Source organism: uncultured Propionibacterium sp. (assembly GCF_963539965.1).
Lineage (GTDB): Bacteria > Actinomycetota > Actinomycetes > Propionibacteriales > Propionibacteriaceae > Propionibacterium.
On sequence record NZ_CAUTOU010000027.1, the window covers coordinates 22575 to 28574 of the forward strand.

The following is a 6000-nucleotide window of genomic DNA, read 5'->3' on the forward strand; positions in this document are numbered from 1 at the left end:
CGGCCGTCAGCGCGGCCCGCTGAGCCTCCACTGGCCGGGCTCGGTCTGCTCGACCAGGCCGAGCAGCTCCAGTTCGACCAGAGCGCTGTCGCATGCGGCGCTCGTGCAGCGGGCCCTGCCGGCCAGTTCGTCGACCGTGAGGCTCCCCCGCCCCGGCAGCGCCTCGCGGACGGCCAACAGCCGAGGATCGAGCCCGTCAAGGGGGCGGGAGGGCACGGCCTGGTGCAGTTCGAGCTGCTCGCCGGGCGCGCAAAGCAGGGCCCGCACGTCGGCCGGCCCCGAGACGAGTTCGGCCTCGTGATCCCGGATGAGCCGGTGCGGGGTCTCGCTCAGGGCCGATGTTACGGGCCCGGGGACGGCCATGACGACTCGTCCGAGGGAGCCCGCCCAGTGCGCCGTGTTGACCGCGCCCGAGCGCATCGCGGCCTCGACGACGACCACCCCTGCGGACAGGGCCGCAATGAGCCTGTTCCGGGCGAGGAAACCCGGACGAGTGGGGCGCATGCCCGGCGGCAGCTCGGAAACGATCGCCCACTCGTCGAGGATCCGTTCGAAGACCCGGGTATTGCCCTTCGGGTACCACTCGTCGAGTCCCCCGGCCATGACGGCGATGGTCGGGGCTCCGGCTGCGAGGGCGCCCTGATGAGCCGCAATGTCGATGCCGTAGGCGCCGCCGCTGACAACGGGGAACTGGCCGGCCAGGTGCGACGCCAGGTCGGTGGCCAGCACCTGCCCGTAGCGGGTACAGGCCCGGGCCCCGACGATGGCCAGTGCTCTTCGGCCGGACGGCAGGGCCTCGTCGAGCCGCCGGCCCCTGACCCACAGCGCCAGGGGTGCCCCGCACATGCCGCCGACCGGTTCGACCCAGTCGAGGTCCTCCAGGCCCGCGGGCCACTCGTCGTCGCCGGGCACGACCAGGCGCGCGCCGATCCTCCCCGCGCAGGCGAGCAGGGCGTCGAGGTCGAGGGAGCGCGCCCGCACGGTCCATGCCGCAGTGCTGCTCGCACTGGCGAGCGCCTCGACGACGGCAGGCGCCCCCTGCTCGGCGACGAGCCGGGACAGATCGGGTTTGCCCGGTTCGCAGATGAAGGTGAGCGCGGCCCGAGCCCGGCGCTCGGGCGTCCAGTCGGATGCCCCGGTGCTCATGCCGCGACCCCCGCCCAGGCCCCGTCGCGCCGCAGCCCCATGGCCGCGGTCAGGTCATCCCGCAGGATCCTGTCGTGGCCCACGAGATCAGCGATGGTCCACGCGATGCGCAGGATCTTGTCGATGCCACGGGCCGAGATGAGACCCCGGGCCAGCGCGTGGTCGATGAGTTCGGCCCCCTGGGCCGGCGGCAGCCGGTGGCGCAGGTGGGAGCCGGGGACATGGGCGTTCAGCGTCCAGGGCGTCCCGGCCAGGCGCTCGCGCTGGCGGGCCCGGGCCTCGACCACGCGCTCCCGGACCCGCGCGGATTCCTCGCCTTGCTGCGCGCCCGGGTTCGGCGCGAGGCGAGCGGTTCCCTCGCCGGTGACCCGGACGTGGATGTCGATGCGGTCGAGTACCGGCCCGCTGAGCCTCTGGGCGTACCGGCGCACCGCCATGGGTGTGCACCTGCATTCGGCCCCCGGGGTGCCGTAGGTCCCGCACGGGCACGGATTGGCGGCCAGGACCAGCTGGAACCGCGCCGGATAGGTGACCGTCGCGGCCGAGCGCGCAATGGTGATCCGGCCGGACTCCAGAGGGGTTCGCAGGGCGTCGAGCACCCGCGGGGAGAACTCCGGGGCCTCGTCGAGGAAGAGCACCCCCCAGTGCGCCAGTGAGACGGCTCCCGGCCGCGCCACGCGTGCACCGCCGCCGACCACGGCCGCAACGGTCGCGTTGTGGTGCGGATCGGCGAACGGGGGCCGACGGACGAGGCCTCCGGCGAGGTCCTCGCCGGCCAGCGAATGGATGGCCGACACCTCGAGGGCCCGCTCGTCGTCGAGCGACGGCAGGAGCCCCGGCAGGCGCTGGGCGAGCATGGTCTTGCCGGTGCCCGGCGGTCCGTGGAAGAAGATGTGATGGCCCCCGCCGGCCGCGACCTCGAGGGCCCAGCGGGCCTGCTCCTGGCCGAGGACATCGGCCAGATCGGGCTGTGCCACGGGTTCGACCGCGGCCGGGGGGGCCGCCTCGTTGAGAGTCGGCCGCCCGTGGAGCACCTCGACGAGATCAGCCAGGTCACGCACTCCCCAGACGGTCACACCAGTGACGAGCTCGGCCTCGCCGATCTGCTCAGCGGGCACGATGGCGCGCTCGATGCCCGCTGAGCGGGCGGCCACGAGCGCCGGCAGGACTCCCCGCACCGCCCTGACGCGCCCGTCCAGCCCCAGCTCGCCGAGGAGCACCGACGACGACGCCACGGCCCTGGGGACCAGCTCGGAGCACGCCAGCACGGCGGCGACGATCGCCAGGTCGTAGTGGCTGCCGGCCTTGGGCAGGCTGGCCGGGGTGAGGTTGATCGTCAGGAGCCTGTCGGGCCACGGCAGACCGGCCCCCGCCACGGCGGCCCGACACCGGTCGCGGGCTTCGTACAGCGCGGCGTCGGGAAGGCCCACCAGCACGGTGCGGGGCAGACCGGAGCCGAGCGCCGCCTCGACCTCGACCGGGGTGCCCCGTACGCCGATGAGGGCGACGGACCACGCCGATGCGGTGCTCATGACAGCCTCCGGACGTGGGTGAACTCGGCCCGCCGGCCGGGCGCCTTGACGATGCCGAGGGCGTCGATGCGCACCCGCGTGCCGGCCGGCAACGACTCCCGATGCTCGCGCAGCCAGGCGCCGCAGACGGCCCGCAGGTGCATCCGCTTGGCTCGCGTGATCGCCTCGAGCGGGAATCCGTAGCCGGTGCCAGTGCGATACTTCACCTCGACGAGGACGACGGAGCCGTCACCGGGATCATGGGCGATGAGATCGGCCTCGCCGGCGCTGCACCGCCAATTCCGGTCGAGGATGCGCCACCCCAGTTGCTCGAGATGCTCCACCGCGAGGTCCTCGCCCCGTCGGCCCAGTGACTTGGTGCTCATCGCAACCACCTCCGCATGGAGTGTGGGCCGGTGCGGAGCGTTCCGATCAGTTCTCCACAGCCCCGTCGAGGGCGGCATCACTCGGGGTCGGGGACCTCCAGATCGGTGTGCTGGATCTCCTCGATCGAGACGTCGCGGAAGGTGAGGACCTTGGCCGACTTCACGAAGCGGCTGGGACGGTACATGTCCCAGACCCAGGCGTCCCTCAGGGAGACCTCGTAGTAGACGTCGCCGCCCTCGGTACGCACCTTGAGATCGACGGCGTTGCACAGGTAGAAGCGCCGCTCGGTCTCGACGGCATAGGTGAATATGTTCACCACGTCCTTGTACTCGCGGTACAGGTCGAGCTCGAGTTTGCTCTCGTAGGCATCCAGGTCATCGGCGCTGCTCATGATTGAACCAGCCTAGCCGCTGCCCGCACATTCGCGTAGCCGAACCGGTGGACGGCGCACGGCCCCAACCGCTCGAGACGCTCCCGGTGCCCCCGGGTGGCATAACCCTTGTGAACGGCGAACCCGTAACCCGGATACTGCCCATCGAAGGCGACCATGATGCGGTCCCTGGTGACCTTGGCGACGATCGAGGCCGCAGCGACGCAGGCGCACACCCGATCGCCCTTCCACACACCCAGACCCGGGACCGGCAGACCCGGCACGGCGAAACCATCGGTAAGAGCGAAGCGCGGGGCGGGGTCCAGACGCAGCAGGCAGCGACGCAGCCCCTGCAGGTCGGCCTCGGACATGCCCAACCGGTCGCACTCGCCGGCCTCGATGCGCACGCACGACCAGGCGACGGCCCTGGCGGTGATCTCCTCGTAGAGACGCTCACGGGTCCTGGCCGCGAGCCTCTTGGAGTCGTCCAGACCCTCGACGCGTCCCGCCGGGGAACCGTCGAGGATGACGGCCGCGGCGACCAAGGGACCGGCACAGGCGCCGCGCCCGGCCTCATCGGCCCCGGCGACGGGCCCCAGGCCGGCCTCGGCGAGGGCTCTCTCATAACCGTAGAGGCGCTCGGACGGCCGGCTCACGGGGACTTGCAGGGACTGAGAGTGACGACCGGCTCCTCGGGCGCCTCACCAGCATCCGGAACCGCCTCGAAGGCCTCCGGCACGTGCAACCTCGCCGCCCGCGAGAACGGCAACGCGATGGCCGCGACCGGCCCCGTCACGTCGGCCACCGGCACGAAGGCGGCGGAGCCTGCGGCCTCACCGTCGGCGACGGTGTCGCACAAGTGGTAGCGCGAGTCGCGGGAGTCGTTGCGATGATCGCCCATGACGAAGACGCGACCGGCCGGCACAACGACATCGAAGGGGATATCGCTCGGCGAGACCATGGAACCATTCGTCTGATAAAGGTACGAGCTCTCCTCCAGGGCAACCCCATTGACCTCCAGCTGGCCGTTCGCGTTGCAGCACGCGACGTGATCACCCGGCATCCCGATGACCCGCTTGACCAGATGATCGGCCGAGGACGCGGGCATGACCCCGAGGAACTCGAAGACCCTGCGCACCGGACCCGCGGACGCGACGGCACCCTCGGAGAGCCAACCACCCGGATCCTTGAAGACCACGACATCACCACGCCGGAAATCCACCGTCTTGACGACCGCCGCCCTGTCACCAATATCGAGCGTGTGCTCCATCGACGAGGAGGGGATGATGAACAGCTGCACCAGGAAGGTGCGCAGGAGGGCCGACAGGATCAGCGCCACGAGGACGATGATCCCGAACTCGCCGAGGAAACCGAGAAGACCCGACCTGGAAGAGCCCGCGCTCTTCCTCTCGGGGTTCCTCGGGTTCTCGGTGGCCTCCGGGGTCCTGCCTGGCCTGCTCACGCGTTGTCGCGCTTTTCCTTGATCTTGGCGGCCTTGCCGCGCAGGCCGCGCAGATAGTACAGCTTGGCGCGGCGAACGTCGCCGCGGCGCTCCACCTCGATGTGATCGATGATCGGGCTGTGCAGCGGGAAGGTGCGCTCGACACCACAGCCGTAGGAGACCTTGCGGACGGTGAAGGACTCCTGGACGCCGGCGCCGGTGCGCGAGATGGCGACGCCTGCGAACACCTGGACTCGGGACTTGTTGCCCTCGACGACCTTCACATGGACGCGGAGCGAATCGCCCACGCGGAACTCGGGGACGTCATCGCGCAGCGAGGCCTGGTCGATGCTGCTGATGAGACTGTTGGTCATACTCCCGTCCTCGCCGGCGCCACAGGTCGCCTCGTCATGAAATCCGAATAGGGCCTCTGGCACGGATGACCCCCCGTGGCAGGAGCCGGGCCAGACGCAACAGAAGACAATTCTGGCACATGCACCGCTCCGGAACCAAGCTCGGTGAACCGAACGGTGCACGGTCCGGTCCGGCACTGCTGCTAGCCGGACTGTTCCGGGGCGGACCGGCCGAGCAGGTCGGGGCGGCGCTCGCGAGTGATCTCGGCCGAACGCCCGGCGCGCCAGGCCGCCACCCTGCCGTGGTCGCCGGACAGCAGGACCTGCGGCACGTCCCGGCCCCGCCAGCTGGGCGGCTTCGTGTAGACCGGATACTCCAGCAGACCGCCGTCGGCGCCCGAGTAGGACTCCTCGACCAGCGAATCGGGGTTGCCGATGACGCCGGGGACGAGCCGGACGACGGCCTCGACCATGGCCAGGGCGGCGACCTCACCGCCATTGAGCACGTAGTCGCCCAGGCTGAGCTCGCGCACGTCGAAGTGCTCGCCGGCCCAGTCCAGCACGCGGCGGTCGATGCCCTCGTAGCGCCCGCAGGCGAAGGCCACCGAGCCATGCGTGGCGAGTTCCTCGGCGGTGGCCGGCCAGAAGGGCCGGCCCCCCCGGGGGGTTTTAATTTACCCCAGGGGGCCCAGAAAAAGTTGGGGGGGGTCGGGGTCACCGGGGGGGGGGGGGGGGCGCCCCCCCCCCCGGGGGGGGGGGGGGGGGGTTGGGGGGGGGTGACCCGGGCACCTG

At 71.3% G+C, this 6000-nt stretch carries 7 protein-coding genes and 1 pseudogene; all 8 read right to left on the reverse strand.

The genetic code is table 11. The features are described 5' to 3' along the window. Positions 1–6: 6 nt before the first annotated feature. Positions 7–1146 carry a DNA-processing protein DprA gene (locus R2N01_RS06330; protein WP_316669571.1) on the reverse strand — a complete coding sequence of 380 codons (1140 nt, stop codon included), beginning with the start codon at positions 1144–1146 and terminating at the stop codon, positions 7–9. After that, a complete protein-coding gene (locus R2N01_RS06335) occupies positions 1143–2678 on the reverse strand; it encodes a YifB family Mg chelatase-like AAA ATPase (RefSeq protein WP_316669574.1) in 1536 nt (511 codons plus the stop codon). Before R2N01_RS06335 ends, R2N01_RS06330 begins: the two co-directional genes overlap by 4 nt. Further along, complete coding sequence (locus R2N01_RS06340; protein WP_316669575.1) at positions 2675–3043, reverse strand: YraN family protein; 369 nt, start codon at positions 3041–3043, stop codon at positions 2675–2677. Before R2N01_RS06340 ends, R2N01_RS06335 begins: the two co-directional genes overlap by 4 nt. Before the next feature lie 77 nt (positions 3044–3120). After that, on the reverse strand, positions 3121–3435 hold the full coding sequence (locus R2N01_RS06345) for a DUF2469 domain-containing protein (protein ID WP_316669577.1): 315 nt from the start codon (positions 3433–3435) through the stop codon (positions 3121–3123). Then, on the reverse strand, positions 3432–4070 hold the full coding sequence (locus R2N01_RS06350) for a ribonuclease HII (protein WP_316669579.1): 639 nt from the start codon (positions 4068–4070) through the stop codon (positions 3432–3434). Before R2N01_RS06350 ends, R2N01_RS06345 begins: the two co-directional genes overlap by 4 nt. Beyond that, positions 4067–4876 carry a signal peptidase I gene (lepB, locus tag R2N01_RS06355; protein WP_399553251.1) on the reverse strand — a complete coding sequence of 270 codons (810 nt, stop codon included), beginning with the start codon at positions 4874–4876 and terminating at the stop codon, positions 4067–4069. The genes R2N01_RS06350 and lepB overlap by 4 nt, the downstream gene beginning before the upstream one ends. Beyond that, positions 4873–5229, reverse strand: a complete 357-nt coding sequence (rplS, locus tag R2N01_RS06360) for a 50S ribosomal protein L19 (RefSeq protein WP_316669580.1) — start codon at positions 5227–5229, stop codon at positions 4873–4875. The genes lepB and rplS overlap by 4 nt, the downstream gene beginning before the upstream one ends. A 182-nt stretch (positions 5230–5411) precedes the next feature. Beyond that, a pseudogene (locus R2N01_RS06365) lies at positions 5412–5864 on the reverse strand (tRNA (guanosine(37)-N1)-methyltransferase TrmD); the annotation flags it as partial. Positions 5865–6000 lie beyond the last annotated feature (136 nt).

Coding starts and splice junctions, on each gene's coding strand:
- rplS (WP_316669580.1), bottom strand. CDS start 5,229: ATGACCAACAGTCTCATCAGCAGCATCGACCAGGCCTCGCTGCGCGAT.
- R2N01_RS06335 (WP_316669574.1), bottom strand. CDS start 2,678: ATGAGCACCGCATCGGCGTGGTCCGTCGCCCTCATCGGCGTACGGGGC.
- R2N01_RS06340 (WP_316669575.1), bottom strand. CDS start 3,043: ATGAGCACCAAGTCACTGGGCCGACGGGGCGAGGACCTCGCGGTGGAG.
- R2N01_RS06330 (WP_316669571.1), bottom strand. CDS start 1,146: ATGAGCACCGGGGCATCCGACTGGACGCCCGAGCGCCGGGCTCGGGCC.
- R2N01_RS06345 (WP_316669577.1), bottom strand. CDS start 3,435: ATGAGCAGCGCCGATGACCTGGATGCCTACGAGAGCAAACTCGAGCTC.